At 62.3% G+C, this 14,916-nt stretch carries 14 protein-coding genes; 13 read left to right on the top strand and 1 reads right to left on the bottom strand.

The genetic code is table 11. The features are described 5' to 3' along the window. Positions 1 to 657 precede the first annotated feature (657 nt). From ACPDIT_RS00070 to ACPDIT_RS00035, 8 genes are all read left to right on the top strand, one after another. Entirely contained in the window at positions 658 to 2,118 is a 1,461-nt protein-coding gene (locus ACPDIT_RS00070; RefSeq protein WP_423440434.1) for a neutral/alkaline non-lysosomal ceramidase N-terminal domain-containing protein, read from the top strand. Between the two features lie 668 nt (positions 2,119 to 2,786). Continuing rightward, on the top strand, positions 2,787 to 3,878 hold the full coding sequence (locus tag ACPDIT_RS00065; RefSeq protein ID WP_423440432.1) for an RHS repeat-associated core domain-containing protein: 1,092 nt from the start codon (positions 2,787 to 2,789) through the stop codon (positions 3,876 to 3,878). 1,017 nt (positions 3,879 to 4,895) lie between these two features. Further along, a complete protein-coding gene (locus ACPDIT_RS00060) occupies positions 4,896 to 5,954 on the top strand; it encodes an RHS repeat domain-containing protein (RefSeq protein ID WP_423440431.1) in 1,059 nt (352 codons plus the stop codon). Between the two features lie 11 nt (positions 5,955 to 5,965). Beyond that, positions 5,966 to 6,385, top strand: a complete 420-nt coding sequence (locus ACPDIT_RS00055; protein WP_423440429.1) for a hypothetical protein — start codon at positions 5,966 to 5,968, stop codon at positions 6,383 to 6,385. Between the two features lie 39 nt (positions 6,386 to 6,424). Next, positions 6,425 to 7,456, top strand: a complete 1,032-nt coding sequence (locus ACPDIT_RS00050) for a hypothetical protein (RefSeq protein ID WP_423440428.1) — start codon at positions 6,425 to 6,427, stop codon at positions 7,454 to 7,456. 12 nt (positions 7,457 to 7,468) lie between these two features. Beyond that, positions 7,469 to 7,855, top strand: coding sequence for a hypothetical protein (locus ACPDIT_RS00045; protein WP_423440426.1), 387 nt, complete (start codon positions 7,469 to 7,471; stop codon positions 7,853 to 7,855). Continuing rightward, a complete protein-coding gene (locus tag ACPDIT_RS00040; RefSeq protein ID WP_423440425.1) occupies positions 7,852 to 9,498 on the top strand; it encodes a hypothetical protein in 1,647 nt (548 codons plus the stop codon). Before ACPDIT_RS00045 ends, ACPDIT_RS00040 begins: the two co-directional genes overlap by 4 nt. 3 nt (positions 9,499 to 9,501) lie before the next feature. After that, positions 9,502 to 9,984 carry a hypothetical protein gene (locus tag ACPDIT_RS00035; protein ID WP_423440423.1) on the top strand — a complete coding sequence of 161 codons (483 nt, stop codon included), beginning with the start codon at positions 9,502 to 9,504 and terminating at the stop codon, positions 9,982 to 9,984. A 53-nt stretch (positions 9,985 to 10,037) separates the two neighbouring features. On the opposite strand, the gene ACPDIT_RS00030 is transcribed toward ACPDIT_RS00035, so the two are convergent. Continuing rightward, positions 10,038 to 10,268: a hypothetical protein gene (locus ACPDIT_RS00030; protein ID WP_423440421.1), complete on the bottom strand. Its 231-nt coding sequence runs from the start codon at positions 10,266 to 10,268 to the stop codon at positions 10,038 to 10,040. 303 nt (positions 10,269 to 10,571) lie between these two features. Between ACPDIT_RS00030 and ACPDIT_RS00025 the strand changes: the two genes are divergently transcribed. The 5 genes from ACPDIT_RS00025 to ACPDIT_RS00005 form a co-directional block, all read left to right on the top strand. Continuing rightward, entirely contained in the window at positions 10,572 to 10,832 is a 261-nt protein-coding gene (locus ACPDIT_RS00025) for a hypothetical protein (protein ID WP_423440419.1), read from the top strand. Positions 10,833 to 10,862: 30 nt separating this feature from the next. Next, positions 10,863 to 12,305 (top strand): RHS repeat domain-containing protein, encoded by a 1,443-nt coding sequence (locus ACPDIT_RS00020; protein ID WP_423440418.1) that lies wholly within the window; start codon positions 10,863 to 10,865, stop codon positions 12,303 to 12,305. A 326-nt stretch (positions 12,306 to 12,631) separates the two neighbouring features. Next, positions 12,632 to 14,017 (top strand): RHS repeat-associated core domain-containing protein, encoded by a 1,386-nt coding sequence (locus ACPDIT_RS00015; RefSeq protein ID WP_423440416.1) that lies wholly within the window; start codon positions 12,632 to 12,634, stop codon positions 14,015 to 14,017. A 10-nt stretch (positions 14,018 to 14,027) separates the two neighbouring features. Next, the gene (locus ACPDIT_RS00010) at positions 14,028 to 14,318 is read left to right on the top strand and encodes a hypothetical protein (protein WP_423440414.1); all 291 of its coding nucleotides are present in this window, start codon (positions 14,028 to 14,030) and stop codon (positions 14,316 to 14,318) included. Positions 14,319 to 14,730: 412 nt separating this feature from the next. Then, positions 14,731 to 14,916: hypothetical protein (locus ACPDIT_RS00005; RefSeq protein ID WP_423440412.1), on the top strand; the 186-nt coding region annotated here is incomplete at its 3' end.

Below are 14,916 nucleotides of genomic sequence, written 5' to 3'. Positions count from 1 at the left end.
GCGCGTGGCCACTAGATCGGTTCGCAACCTCCCGGATCCCGCTTAAACGCCTGCGCGGGGCGAACGGGACTCCGGCTTTGGCTCTCCGGAGGCGGCCGACAGCCGGAGGGAACAGCACGCCACTGCTGACGAACACCGCAGGCGACTTCGCTGAGATGAAGCCGTGCAGGTCTCCGGCACAGGGGGCCCGGTCCGCGAACCCGACGACCCGCACACACGCGTGCCCGGCTGCCATGCCCTGCGGGCAGTACCGTGGGACGGATCGAAGACCGCCGATATGACAGTCCTGCCCTGCCAAACCAACCGGCTTCAACAGTCGATACGTGAAACGCTCCCCGGCGCGGCCTGCGCGGCGTGGAGTTGTGCTTTCTTCAGTGTCCCGGCTTCGTTTTTCCGTCGGAAACCGTACGCGAACGCGGTTCTTATTCGGACAAGTTCATCGAAGGACGCGGTCGGTGAGCTGCCGCAAAACGATTCGAGCTCGACACGCAGCGCTGCGCGTAAAGGCGCATGTGAACCAAGGAGACCGGATGCCGGATTGTCTTGCAGAGTCAGCGGCTTTGCCCCGGCTTCGATTTGCAGGACGGGACCGGACCTGAAAAGGGCGGTTGGATCCCCCGTTGAGTCGACACCGGCAATGCTGCAACCTGCAGCGCGATGACAGGTTTGCAGAAAGCTGCCCGCTACTCCGGGATCGTCCTGGTGATAGTGGGCTTGCTGGCGTCCATGACGTTCGCGCCTGTGGACGACCGGCCCTACTTCCTTCAGCCCTACTACCGCCAGAGCTTGGGCGAGGACGTGATGCGAGGATTCCCTGCCACCATACAAGAGGGCGGCGTGGAAGCGGGATTTGCCGCCGTCAAGTTGACCCCCGAGCCGGGGGCGGCCGAAGACCGTCCTGAGGAAGGGAGGTTTCGCGCAATTCCTCTGGCCGGTTATGGCAGTCGCAGAGGGCGGCCGGCCGAGGGGACGCACGATGATTTGTTCGTGAAGGCGGCCGCTGTGCGCGTAGGAAAGGTCCTGGTGATCTGGTTGGCGGCGGACCTGTTACTCGTGCCGCCAGCGGTCAAGGACGCCGTTTCGGCCGCTCTGGCAGCCTCGCCGGGAGTGCAACGCGGTCAGATTTACTTGGGCGCCACCCATACCCACTGCGGCCCGGGCGGATGGGGGGAGGGCCCTGTGGCCGAAGCTTTTACCGGACCATTTCAGCCGGGCCTGATCGCGTGGCTCGGCGCCTGCATGGTGCGCGCGGCTCGAGACGCAGTAGCCGATCTGCAACCTGCCCGCGTCGGTTTCGTCCAGTTCGACGCCCCCGAGTGGGTGCGCAACCGGCTCGTCGGCAGGTTGGGCACCGTGGACCCCGGGTTCGCCGTGCTGGTGTTGCGACAGGAGCAGGGCCGAACCGGCCTGATCGGGTGCTACGGGGCGCACGCTACCGTGCTGGGAGCAGAGATGATGCGGTTCAGCGGTGATTATCCCGGCGCATGGCAACGCCATGTGGAGGCCGCTACGGATGGGATCGCACTGTTCCTGGCCGGCGCGGTGGGAAGCCAGTCGCCAGTGCCGGGCGAACGTGGCCTTGCCGGTGTCGAGCGTATGGGACGCGGACTGGGCCGGCGAACATTGGAAGCGGTCCGAGGTGTCTCTCTGGAAAACAGGACGGTTCTGGGCTGGACCGCAGCCGAGGTGCAGATGCCGCCACTGAATTGGCGCGTCAGCAACCGGTGGCGACTTCGTCCCTGGCTCGCGGAACGCCTTTTGCGCCCCCGGAGCACGGTTACACTGCAAGCCGTGCGGGTGGGGCGCACCCTTTGGCTTTCGACCCCCTGCGATTTCAGCGGCGAGCTTTCCGTGCGCATCAAAGAGGCCCTGGCCGCGCGCGGCTATTACGGAGTGATCACGAGTTTCAACGGCGATTACGTGGGCTACGTTCTCCCCGCTCGCTACTACGCCATGGACGGCTACGAACCGAGAACCATGTCCTTCTTCGGTCCGCACGTGGCAGATTATTTCGAAGAAGGCTTGCGGAAGCTCGCCCAGCGGCTCATGGGCGCAGCTTCCACCGCATCAGGAATCCCACCACCCCTCCGAGGTGAACTCCCGACCCTCGAGCAATGAGGCTGAAAGCCCGCGTTACGCGGCAGGCGGCCATAACATCTCCGGAGTTCGAGCCCAGAGGCGGCGTTTCAGGGAAACCCCGCAAAGCACACAGAAAACGCAAAGGACGGATTCTGGCAGCAATTGTGCGACCGCCGGCCCGGCACTGTTGTTGTCCATGGTATTTCCTGTACCGGCCCGCGTTTCCAGGCGTGATCCCCTTCTGGGAGTTCCAAGAATCCTTCTGTGTCTTCTGCGTTCTCTGTGGGCCTGAAAATCTGCCGACTCTGCTGAAACCGGGATTTGCGCGTTCTCTGGTCCGGGGCTGGTTGAGACCCAAAAATCGGCGCGTCGCTGGGGCACGACTGACCGGCAAGCGGCAATGCTTGGGAACTCGCCCGTGCCGTGCGGGCAGTGGTGCCGAACCTGGGGGTGGTGCGGCGCAATCCAGATCGGGTACAGTCGGAGGTGCGCCAGGACTTTGTCCCGCAGAGGTCCTGAACTCTTCGTCCGGCCGCGTTTCAAATTGAACCCGAAATTCGTATATCGAAGGAAATGCCGCTGTCCCTCAGCCTCCCGCGCCGATGACGCCCGGCATTCCGCCGCGCTTTCCGGAGGTTCCGAAAACCTGAAATGCGTCGCCTTTCCTTCATGGTGGCGAAGGGAAGCTTGCTCGGGACGGGCGGTGGATGTACCGTTGGGACGCGGAGAACCGGTTGGTGCGGGGGATGAGCTACGGTGCCACAGACCGGGCCGGTTGGCGTCGGGTGGACTGGGCGTACGATGCGCTGGGCCGACGCATCCGGCAGACGAGCTACGTGCTGAGCAACGGGGTTTGGGTGGTGACGGAGGACCTGAAATTCGTGAGCGATCCGGTGTGGTTCGGCCGGCACCTTGCAGAGTTGAACGCTACGAACCACGCGCTGGTGCGCAGCTACGTGTGGGGCCTGGACCTGAGCGAGACGCTGGATAGTGCGGGTGGCGTGGGCGGTCTGCTCTGGGTGCGGCTGGCCAGCGGTCTAGCGTCCGGGACGCATTTCGTCACGTACGACGGCAACGGGAACGTGTGGCAATTGGTTTCCGCCTGCACCGGCACGGAGACCGCGCGCTACGAATACGGTCCCTTCGGCGAACCCCTCCGCACCACCGGCGCCGCTGTTTCCTTGAACCCCTTCCGCTTCAGTACGAAGCGCACGGACCCGGCCACAGGACTGGTCCTTTACGAGTATCGAGCGTATTGGCCGACTGGAGGCCGGTGGTTAACTCCAGACCCTATCGAAGAGAAAGGTGGGTTGAACCTCTACGGCTTTATCCGTAACGACTGCGTCAATCTCGCCGATGAAGATGCAAGATCTCTAATTGCAGCTGGTTTAAAAATTGCAGCTGGTCTCTTAGCAGTTTGCGCTACTGACTTCGCCCTATGCGTTGGCCACGTTTACGACCAGCTTCACAAGGCACGCAAGCAGGTGCGGGCTCGCACAGGGCAAGATCCGGAATTATCTGGTACTGCGGCGGACGCCCTCGGGCACTGCGTTGCATCCTGCAACCTCGCAAAGGCCCCCTCGTGGTGCCTTCTGGCAAACGTGGCCTTGTGGGTGACGAACCTGCATGAGGATGAGCAAACGGCCGCGTCACGCATGGACGTTCTTAACAATTTTGCGGGTAATCGACTAGGCAAAGGAAAGCTCGCCGACTGCTTTCAAGCTTGCCAAGATGCCCTGCGGGCTGGCCAACTGGTCTGTCTAGATGTGAGTGGTAACCTTACTCCATGCAAACCCTGATGAGTTGGGCGTGAGGAATGGCTCGTAGGTTCAGTAAAAGCCTTCTTTGGATCGTAGTCGGCTGTTGTATTCTATACGTGCTATTGCCTTTAGGCATTACTTTCCCGCGGCTTGCGACTGCCTGCCGCCCCAGAGTGGCGTCCTCATTTTGTTCAGACCGCTGGAAAGCCGCGACCTTTGAGTCGGGCGTTCGCTTTCCCATGGCAAACGAGCTGATCCGCAGTAAAGCATTATTGGGATTGTCGGAAGGGCGGCTCATGGAAATGCTTGGTGAGCCGCATTACCGAACCGTGGGCCAAGGTCAGCACGGCTCAGTATTGTATGTGTATGAGCTTGCGGGCCAGAGCCAGTATCCTGCCGTATGCTGGCTGTACCCCTGGGTGTGCCCGAATATTTCGTCGTGGGCTTTGGTCATCGAGTGTAGGAACGGCGTGGTTGTTAAAGTGTGGATTACGCAGACATAAGGGTGGCAAGGGTGGAGTCGCGGCCCCGGCAGGAGCGCTGCAAACGGAATCTGGCACAAGGGAGCTGGATCCGGTCTCGAGGGCCGAGAGCAAGTCGCGTGCAGGTTGCAGGGGCCTTCGTGTTGGTGAGAGTGCACCTCTGGGGTCAGGGGATAGAAAAAGCTGAGGGGGAAGACAAAAAGAGGTCGGGCGCGAGGAACGTCTGGTAGGAATTGCGGACAACGTGGTGCTTTTCGAACCAATGCGCTTAATCTAGCGGAAGTAGACGTAGCCGGAGTTGTAGCCAGCATATTAGCGTGGTGCTTGAATGATTGTTGGCGAAAATGTCGCCGTTATGGTGAGCCGGAAGGATTCTGCCTCGTCCAGCGTTTGCAGTCGGCCGCTGTGAGCGCCGATCGCGCATAATGACGAGAGCGTATAATGTCCAATGGCACGACTCGCGCTTGGGTGAGGGTGGTTGCAGCGTAGGTGTCTCTAGACGCGGACGCTGGGCTCCGAGGCATTTTGGGGATCGGCGTCCGGCAGGGCTGTTTCCGCAGGCGTGCCGTGCTATATGGAAAGAGGCGCTTCTACGCGGGACGTCAACCTGGTCCGGGACGGGCGGTGGCTGTACAGTTGGGACGCGGAGAACCGGCTGGTGCGGGTGATGAGCTACGGGGCCAGCGATCGGGCCGGCTGGCGTCGAGTGGACTGGGCGTACGATGCGCTGGGCCGGCGCATCCAACAGACGAGCCACGTACTGAGCAACGGGGTTTGGGTGGTGACGGAGGACCTGAAATTGGTGAGCGATCCGGTGTGGTTCGGCCGTCATATTGCGGAACTGAACGCCACGAACCATGCCGTGGTGCGCAGCTACGTCTGGGGCCTGGACTTGAGCGAGACGCTGGACGGTGCCGGTGGCGTGGGCGGTTTGCTCTGGGTTCGAATCGCCAGCGGCCCGGCCTCGGGCACTCATTTCGTCACCTACGACGGCAACGGGAACGTGTGGCAGTTGGTTTCCTCCAGCACCGGCACCGAGACGGCGCGGTACGAATACGGTCCTTTCGGCGAACCCCTCCGCGCCACCGGCCCCGCTGCTCCCTTCAACCCCTTCCGCTTCAGCACCAAGAGGACATGTAATGCAACGGAATTGGCGCTGTACGAATATCGTGCTTACGAGCCAAGTCTTGGCCGGTGGGTGAGCCGAGATCCACTCAATGAGATGGCGTTCGCGCGGTTACGGGAAAGATTCCTCAAGCCTTGGAACGAGGTGCGGCGCGACCTTTGCTATGTATTCGCGGGCAATAATGGCACAGGGTGCTATGATCCGCTGGGGCTTTGGTACGACTTCGTGAGCGTGTATTATCGTAGCTGCGCAGCGATGCACGAGCTTGGAAGTTCTGGTTTCTGCGACTGCGTGTGCGCGCCCATCACAACCCCTGATGTTGCAAAAGATTGTGAGGGTGATTGTAAACGGTGCGCTGACGTCTTGGCGAGGGGCATGAGGGGCCGGAGAGTCAGTCCCCATTCATGGTGTTTGTGTCTTCGGCAACTGGGCAATAAGCGGGCGGCCAAGAGGGGCCGTCCTTGTGTGGATTGTGCACAGGTGTGCCGATTTCTTGAAGGTGTTTAGAGAGCAACGGGATGAAACATCTACCTGTGACTGCACTGGTCGTGGCAGGGGCCTTATTATGCGGCTGTGAAGGGACGCGATGGTCGCCTGGGGAATGTGTGGGGCCCCTTGTGGTTCAGTTGCAGGCGTATGGGGCGCGAGTGACCAGGACGAATGGGTTACCTCAAGTGCGGGCGACGTGGCGAGTGCAGACCGATTCGAAAGGATTTCGATGGCTGATCTACGGTGTGGCGTATGACGAAGTCGAACGGGCCGTCCAAGCTGCTTTTGGCCATCAGGGTCAAACCTACGGGTCGCAGGGAGGAGCGCGTGGGTGCCTGTTCCGAGCCGTGGACATAGGGGTGGGGTTGCATCTCATGGACAAGGGCGATTATGTGGAGGTAGTCTGTCTTCGCGGCATGACAAACTGGCCCTGGTTCGTGGGCCGGTGAACGGGAGGGAGCGATTTGGGACGACGCGCTCGGAGCGACATGTTGGGTCGGCCGGTGCGCACGGAGTATCCCGACGGCGCCGAGACCCTGCAGTTCTACGACGCGGCGGGCCGCTTGATGCGGAGTCGGGACCCGGACGGAGTGCAGACCCTCTACACCTACGGCCAGGACGGGTCGTTGGAACGGACGGTGGCGGACCTGAACCGCAACGGGGAGCTGGACCTGCAGGGGCCCGACCGCATCCGGCGCCAGCAACAGGACGCTGTGACGCTGGGCGGACGCGTCTGGCAACGCACCCGCCTCTGGGAGACCACCGACGACAATCAGGAAGTGCTGGTGTCGGAAGAACGCGTCAGCCTCAGCGCGCCGGAAACCCACGTGAGCCTCCGGTTCGACCGGACCACCACCACGGTCATCCAACGAGTGCCGGCCCAACAGCAGCGGCTGGTCACCGTGACCCATCCGGACGGCTCGGTCACCGAGCAACTCTACACCAACGGGCTGTTGGCCCGGGTGATGCGCTGGGCCGACAGCGCCCGCACCACGCTGTTGAGCCGCACCGACTACGCCTACGAGGCGCACGGGCGGCAGGCGCAGGTTATCGACGGCCGCAACGGGGCAACCACCTTCACCTACAACGCGGCGGATCTGGTGGCCACGCAGGTGCAACCGGACCCGGACGGGGCCGGGCCGCTGACCGAGCGGACCACTATCTGGCAGTACGACCTTGCGTTGCGGGCGACCAACGTGCTGTTCCCGGGCGGGCGCTGGCAACGGACGCTCTATACGCCGCAGGGGCAGGTGGGGCGCAGTTGGGGCACCAGCGCCTGGCCGGTGGAGTGCGGCTACGATCATGCCGGGCGACTGACCAACTTGGTGACCTGGCAACAGTTCGACCTGGGCAGCGGGCAGGGCACGGGCGGTCAGGCCCGGACGGCCTGGCGGTACGACCCGCAACGGGGCTGGCTGGTGGCCAAGTGGTACGCCGACCCGACCACCGGGGTGCCGACGGAGAGCCGGGCGGTGCGCTACAGCTGGAGGGCCGGCCGTCGGTTGCGCAGCCGGCAGTGAACGCGCGGGCTGGTGACGACCTACGGCTACAACGCGGCCGGCGATCTGGAATCGGTTCAATACAGCGGCGGGGCGGTGGGCTACACCAACCGGTACGATCGGCGGGGTCGGCTGATCGAGGTGGTGCAGGGCCCGGTCACGCTGCGGCGGTGGTACAGTGCAGCCGGGGAACTGATCAGCGAGAGCTGGACCGGCGGGGAACTGGACGGGGTGCGGGTGACGAACCTGGTGGACAGCTTGGGGCGTCGGATCGCCCAGGAGGTCTGGCGGGGCACGCAACCGCTCAGCCGGGTGGATTACACCTGGGGCGGCGGCGACCGACTGTTGAGCGTGTCGGACGAGCTGGGCCATCGGGCGGACTACGACTGGGAACCGCTGGCGCCGATGGGCGGCAGGTGAGCTTCCGGCAGTCGGGCACGGTGCGGCTGACGACCACGCGGGGCTTCGATGCCTGGAACCGGTTGACCAACATCCAATCGGTGGCCGCCACGGGGCTGGTCAGCCGGCTGCGCTGGACCTACGACGAACGGGGCCAGCGGGTGCGGGCCGACTGGGCCGACGGGAGCCGGTGGGTGTACAGCTACGACGCCTACGGGCAGTTGCAGTCGGGGCGCCGGTACTGGGCCGATGGCACACTGGTGGCGGGGCAACAGTTCGAGTATCGGCATGATGCGATTGGGAACCGGACGGCCGGGGCTTGGGGCGGGGACGAACGGGGCCAGAGCCTGCACTGGAGCACCAACACGGTCAACCGACTCAATCAGTACACCAGTCGGACGGTGCCGCCGTATGTGGCGGTCTCGGGCGAGGCAGCGACGAATGCGACGGTGACGCTCTGGTGGGGCACCAACGAGTGTGCGCCGGTAGTGCGGCAGGGGCGGTACTGGTATGGGGAGGCGCAGGTGAACAACCGGGGACAAATCGGTAGCCGCCGACGGAAGTCGGCGGAAATGTCTCGCAACAACTGGCGGCCGCCCAAGCGCACAGCTCAATTGGCGGGCGTGACGAACCTGGGGGTGCTGCGGGGCAATCCGGACCGGGTGCAATCGGAGGTGCGGTCGGACTTTGTGGCGCAGAGTCCGGAGACGCTGATCTATGACGGGGATGGGAACCTTGTACGGGACGGGCGGTGGGTGTACAGTTGGGACGCGGAGAACCGGTTGGTGCGCGTGATGAGCTATGGGGCCACAGACCGGGCCGGTTGGCGTCGGGTGGACGGGGCGTACGATGCATTGGGCCGGCGCATCCGGCAGACGGGCTACGTGCTGAGCAACGGGGTCTGGGTGGTGACGGAAGATCTCAAATTCGTGAGCGATCCGGTGTGGTTCGGCCGGCACATCGTGGAGCTGAATGCGACGAACCACACGCTGGTGCAAAGCTACGTGTGGAGTCTGGACCTGAGCGAGACGCTGGACGGTGCCGGTGGCGTGGGCGGCTTGCTCTGGGTGCGGCTGGCCGGTGGTCCGGCCTCGGGTGCGCATTTTGTCACCTACGACGGCAACGGGAACGTGTGGCAATTGGTTTCGGCCAGCACCGGCACGGAGACCGCGCATTACGAATACGGTCCCTTCGGCGAACCGATTCGCGCCACAGGGTCGATGGCCAAGGCGAACCCGTTCCGCTTCTCGACCAAGCGGACAGTCTATGCAACAGCCATGGTGCTCGCCGAACACCGGGGCTACAGTCTGACGTCCAGCGCTCCACTGCCCGTACCGCCACCGACGTTGCCTTCGCCAGCGGTCTTTATTCCCAAACCCAGCCCGCCGCCTGTTGTTGTTTGCACGGTGACATTCTGCTGCTTCTACGTGGGGACAGCTTTCGTCTGCGAGAAAACCGGCTTGCGCGACTGGCTGGCTCGACGGCTTTGTCCTGTCAGGGAGAAGAGCTATAAAATTGAAAAGTGCGTCAAAACCCGAGATTGGGTTGATCCAACCGGAACCAGGCACTGCAGATTTCGGTGCGAGTACCCGGAAGAGATATTGGAGCGTAGGGACGACGAGTGCAACAAGGATAGAATCTATCGAGTTGTGCCAGACGATTAGTCCATGCCCCCACTCTCTGCAACACTGAAGAAGATCGTCGGTTCCGACCGGGATCCGGAGGAGGAGCTCGATCTGGAGGCCGTTTGCGATCGCGTGGCGACAGTTTTTAGCGACCATGCCGATCTGGCAATGGCGCTATTTGCGGGTGTGTCGGGCAGAATGAAGGCGGGGGCTTTGGGGATTCATCTTCTTAAGCTTCTAGAGGTCGATTCAGCAGTTCGGGATGTTGTCACAACTGGGCACCTGGCTAAGTTCCTCAGTCGCCTTGAGGTATTTCAGAGAACGTCGGATTATAGGATCGTTGGAATGCCACACCTTCTTTTTGATCCTCGTTCGCATGAGGAACGCGCGGAGTACTTCAAGCATGGTGCATCGCTCGAACTGGAAAGCGATGCGTTTGAGGCCGCAGAAACGCAAGCAATGCTTGATCGGGAGAATAAACTGTTCGCGAAATACAAATATCCTGGCTTATTGAGGCTCGGCTGAATGGGTAACGATCGGAGACAAGGAAAGCTCTGGTCGCTGCAAGAAGGCGCGCATCAAGGTCGGGGGCGCTGGCTGTGCCGGAGCGAACGCCACGCCTTCCGGCTCAAGTGGTAGAAGCGCCGAGGGCAGAAGTTGGCCGGCGCAGGGTACTTGAGGTGTCCCCAGGTGTATCCGGCCGACTTGAGTTCCGGCGCATAGGCCGGCAGCCGAGGCAGCACGATCTGTTCTTCGGTCCATTGCACATCGCCGCGTACCCGACGGCTGCGGTACGGGGCCAAAGACATGCCAGAGGATCAAGCGGTTGCCAGGCCGCTGGCGGTGCAGAGAGCTTAGAAAATCCACTACCTGAGCCGCCCTGATGCTGCCGCGATGAGACCGATAGTAGAACCCCCACCAAAGGGATGCCCGCGATCACGGAAAGCTTGCCCCAAGCAGGACGGAAACTCCGTCGGGGCGTTTGGCCTTTGGGAGCCCAAGTGCGCACCACGCTCGACCGTTCCGAAAAGCCGCTTTCTATTCGTGCCCCTGAGTCAAGCTTGGGGCGACGGCCCACGGGGCGCCGCTTGCAGGCGCCCACGCCCTGTGGCGTGACCCACCGACTGGTCACAGTGTCGGAGCACGCCGGCCATCGGGCCGACTACGAGTGGGAACCGCTGGCGCCAATGGTGCGGCAGGTGAGCTTCCGACAGTCGGGAACGGTGCGGCTGACGACCACGCGGGGCTTCGATGCCTGGAACCGGTTGACCAACATCCAATCGGTGGCCGCCACGGGGCTGGTCAGCCGGCTGCGCTGGACCTACGACGAACGGGGCCAACGGGTGCGGGCCGATTGGGCCGATGGGAGTTGATGGGCCTACCGCTACGATGCCTACGGGCAGTTGCAGTCGGGGCGTCGGTACTGGGCCGATGGCACGCTGGTGGCGGGGCAACAGTTCGAGTATCGGCACGATGCGATTGGGAACCGGACGACCGGGGCCTGGGGCGGGGACGAACGGGGCCAGAGCCTGCACTGGAGCACCAACACGGTCAATCGGCTCAACCAGTACACCAGTCGGACGGTGCCGCCGTACCTGGCGGTCGCGGGCGAGGCGGCCACGAATGCGACGGTGACGCTGTGGTGGGGCACGAACGAATGGGCGCCGGTGGTGCGGCAGGGGAGGTACTGGTACGGGGAGGCGCAGGTGAACAATCGGAGCGGCGGGGTGTGGGTGGTGGTGACGAACCTGGGGGTGGTGCGGGGCAATCCGGACCGGGTGCAATCGGAGGTGCGGTCGGACTTTGTGGCGCAGAGTCCGGAGACGCTGATCTATGACGGGGATGGGAACCTTGTACGGGACGGGCGGTGGGTGTACAGTTGGGACGCGGAGAACCGGCTGGTGCGGGTGATGAGCTATGGGGCGAGCGATCGGGCCGGTTGGCGTCAGGTGGACGGGCCGTACGATGCGCTGGGCCGGCGGATCCGGCAGACGAGCTACGTGCTGAGCAACGGGGTTTGGGTGGTGACGGAGGACCTGAAATTCGTGAGCGATCCGGTGTGGTTCGGCCGGCACATTGCAGAACTGAATGCCACGAACCATGCCGTGGTGCGCAGCTATGTGTGGGCCCTGAACTTGAGCGAGACGCTGGACGGCGCCGGTGGCGCGGGCGGATTGCTGTGGGTTCGGGTGGCCGGTGGTCCGGCCTCGGAAACGCATTTTGTGACCTACGACGGCAACGGGAACGTGTGGCAATTGCTTTCCGCCAGCACTGGCACGGAGGCCGCCCGGTACGAATACGGCCCCTTCGGCGAACCCCTCCGCGCCACCGGCCCCGCTGCTCCCTTCAACCCCTTCCGCTTCAGCACGAAACGAACCGACGCCGCTACGAGGCTGGTGCTCTATGAGTTTCGAGCTTGTAGCCCGTCTGAGGGACGGTGGCTAAATAGAGATCCAGCACAGGAAGCAGGTGGCTGCAACTTGTACGGCTGGGTTCAGAACAACACCGTCGGATTCTACGATTTGGACGGACGTGAAATCGGCGGGATCTGTCCGAAGTGCGGGCAATATAAGACCGGGCCTTGGTGTGCCAACTGCGCTCAGTCGCCGAGACCTCCTGCATTTTGTGTGTATTGGCGCGGTTTTGGGAAGCTGATGTTCCGTATAGATGGCCCATGGTGCGTCTGGACTGCCACACTAGCTGTGGACGTATGTGGCGGTAAATGTCCAAAGACATTGTCAATAGAGCGGAAGATCCCACTGTCGCCGCGTTGGCAACTCACTGTTCTGTTGTGTCTCTGCCCTCCCGGGCCTGAGTTTACCAGATGCAGTGGAAAGGCTCCTTAACAGGGAAGCTGAAGATGTCTGCAATCATTCATCGAGATCCACCCGTTGACAAGCAGGCAGTCAGCCTTTTTGCTCTGAGCTACCTGCTTTCCTGCCTGGCTTACTGGCTTGACTCTGGCATGGTAGCGGTGGCAGCTGGCTTTTGTCTATTCTGTTTTTTGATCCGGATGATCTTTATCAGCAAAAACCGTTCCGATGTGGAATAGATGAGGGTTGGTTAGTTAGCTACGAACGCGAAGCGCGCCCCCACAGAACGATTGTGAAGGAGGTGGTCAGGAGGAGGCGCCTACGAATGCGACGGTGACGCTGTGGTGGGGCACGAACGAATGGGCGCCGGTGGTGCGGCAGGGGAGGTACTGGTACGGGGAGGCGGTAGTGAACAACCGGACCGGTGGGTGTGCGTGGTGGTGACGAACCTGGGGGTGGTGCGGGGCAATCCGGACCGGGTGCAGTGGGAGGTGCGGTCGGACTTTGTGGCGCAGAGTCCGGAGACGCTCATGTACGACGGGGACGGGAACCTTGTGCGGGACGGGCGGTGGGTGTACAGTTGGGACGCGGAGAACCGGCTGGTGCGGGTGATGAGCTACGGGGCGGCGGATCGGGCCGGTTGGCGTCGGGTGGACTGGGCGTACGATGCGCTGTGCCGGCGGATCCGGCAGACCAGCTACGTGCTGAGCAACGGGGTTTGGGTGGTGACGGAGGACCTGAAATTCGTGAGCGATCCGGTCTGCTTCGGCCGGCACCTTGCAGAGTTGAACGCTACGAACCACGCGCTGGTGCGCAGCTATGTGTGGGCCCTGGACTTGAGCGAGACGCTGGACGGTGCCGGTGGCGTGGGTGGTCTGCTCTGGGTGCGCGTGACGAGCGGTCCGGCGTCCGGGACGCATTTCGTCACCTACGACGGCAACGGCAATGTCTGGCAGTTGGTCTCTGCTTCCACCGGCACCGCGACCGCCCGCTACGAGTACGGTCCCTTCGGCGAGCCCCTCCGCACCACCGGCCCCGCCGCTCCCTCCAACCCCTTCCGTTTCAGCACGAAGCGGACGGACCCGGCAACGGGGCTGGTGCTCTACGAATACCGGGCCTACAGCCCAAGCACGGGCCGCTGGCCAAGTCGCGATCCCATCGCAGACTTTGCGTTCCTCCACGACCGCGTGCGCGGAAAGACTTCGCGGCACGTTGTTGAACTCGTAAAGAGGGCCTTGCTTGCCGCGGACACTTTTGCTGGGACCAAACCTATCGACCAGATCGACATCCTCGGCCTTGAGAACGTCCAGATTGTTGTAATGACGGTAATCCGACCACCCGACGCTCAGGCCGGTGTCAAAACCATACACAGAGTTGTTATTGACGAATACGGCAAGATCTCGACTTCATCGACGTTCACCGGTTTTACAAGCGTGCTCGGCTATCCCGTCCCAGGAACTTCGACGTTCTGGCAGTGGGCAGTCGGAACCCATCCGAACTTCACCGTCACGATGATCGGCGATGCGCACTCAGCGGTGCTTCCGCCGTTCATGGACATTGATTACAATTTCGACATAGCACTGAACTTTTGTTCGCGGCAGGGACGCCTGACTGGCAAGCACGACAGTTATCCTTCATACGTCGTGCGAGTTAAAGGCAAGACCATTCACGACTTCCAGCAGCAGTCACTTTCCGGACTTTTGGGAGACGGAGAGGTAACCGTTGATAAGACGTTTAGCTGGTAACTGAGAGCGTATGGACTTTCTCATCTTCCTGAGCATAGTAGGCATTCTGACTGGCGGGCTACTCGCGTGGTTCACCAAGGGCGGCTTCAGAAAGCTTTCTGTTTGCTGTGGCGTTGCCAGCTTAGCCATTGGTGGTGTTGTGAATCTGATTCTCGCCGGCGCGCCAGCGTCTTTCTCAGCAAACTATCTCATGACTGCTGCGTTCTACTTTTTCTGGCCCTGGTTGCTGCTCCTATTCTTGCCCTGCCTTGTGACGGCAGGGTTGATCTTCATCCTGAAGGCCCGACGCAGGCGCGGGTGACGGAATGGGGTCCAGCCCAAACAGTGTAAGGTCTCTAGTTCGCCTCAGGCCATCTCGATAGGAGGTCAGCCATCCAGCAGGCTGCGCTTGATTACGGACGCTCATTTCTGATGGCAGACCAAACGCACCTGGTGGCTGCAGCAGGGGGCCTTCCTCCTCCCACTGCGGGGTATGGATGAGATTGAGTGAATCAGCATGTGATACGAGTTGTTTGAATCGCATGCTGGGATTTGTCGCGGAATGGGGCAGCGTCAGGATTGCTGGAATATGAGAACATTCTGCGCGAGGCGACCAACACGGCCAGCGTCTTTGAGAACAGCCACCTGGGCTGGCGCTAGGAGAAGTATTTCCGGCCGGAACTGGTGGTGGAGAACTCCACGGGTGCATCGGCCTGGGCGTCACGAACATGGCCATGCTGCCAGTATGCTCGGGCCAATATGTGTTGTGGGAAATGAGGGTTCAGCTGATGATGTGCCAGTTGCCGCACGGCTTCTGCTACGATGCGGATAGCAAGCTTGTGGGGGACGGGCGGTGGGTGTACAGTTGGGACGCGGAGAACCGGCTGGTGCGGGTGATGAGCTACGGGACGAGCGATCGG

This window comes from Limisphaera sp. VF-2 (genome assembly GCF_049537125.1).
Classification (GTDB): Bacteria; Verrucomicrobiota; Verrucomicrobiia; order Limisphaerales; family Limisphaeraceae; genus Limisphaera.
This window is presented reverse-complemented; position numbering and strand designations above follow the sequence as displayed.